1 protein-coding gene is annotated in these 836 nt (G+C 45.1%); it reads right to left on the bottom strand.

Going from position 1 to position 836, the window contains the following annotated elements; all coding sequences use genetic code 11:
- A partial coding sequence (locus tag A3739_RS29485) for a hypothetical protein (protein WP_197472107.1) occupies positions 1–836 on the bottom strand: 836 nt, incomplete at both ends.

The following is an 836-nucleotide window of genomic DNA, read 5'->3' as shown; positions in this document are numbered from 1 at the left end:
CGACATTACCACCTGCCTGCAAAACAACTGCATTTGTTCGTTCGACCGAGTCATAGACACCATCGGCTAGCAGTAAGTTCACGCCAAGACTACCCAACGACTTAATAGGTAAAGCACTATCGACTTTGTAAGCATCGATATTAGATTTGGTCTCACCCAGCACAACCGCATCAAAGAACAAAGCCGCTTGCAAACTATCAACGCCCAGTTGCAATCCACCACCATAATCGCGTGTCGACTCGAGTCCTGCATGACGATCACTCGCTAGCACATCGACAGTTAAATTCGATAGTGCAATCGTGCCCTGACCACCTAACGCGCCGAACCAATATCCGATATCAGACCAATCGGTATCATCACCCCAAGCCAAATCCCAACTAGAAATTGTTGCCTGAGTATCCAAATTAAAGCCTTCTACGCCATCCCGACCACCGGCACCTAGCTGAATAGATTGACTCAACGCTAACTTAGACCAAAGACTTCCGTAACTCGGCAGCAATACTCCGCTATCTACATCGTTAGACACACCATTATTGTTGGCATTAGTGCTTAATCGTATGGCATCAGCACGCAATTCAAGATCCACTTGAGATGCTACGTACTCGAATTTTCCAGAGGTAGGGTTATAAGCCAACGTGGCATCCGGCGCGATATAGTCAATGCTCATACCGTCTAAAAAGAATTCATTTCCGTTTGTTCTATAACCAAGACGCCCATTCGTTAAACTAAAGGCCGTATCAATAACGTAAGCTGTGGCGTTAGAACTAATCTCTGTTAAACCATCCAATTCAAAATCTAAATACAACCCACCTAAACTTGGGGTACCCAATAGATTA

Source organism: Oleiphilus sp. HI0067, assembly GCF_001635735.1.
This window is presented reverse-complemented; position numbering and strand designations above follow the sequence as displayed.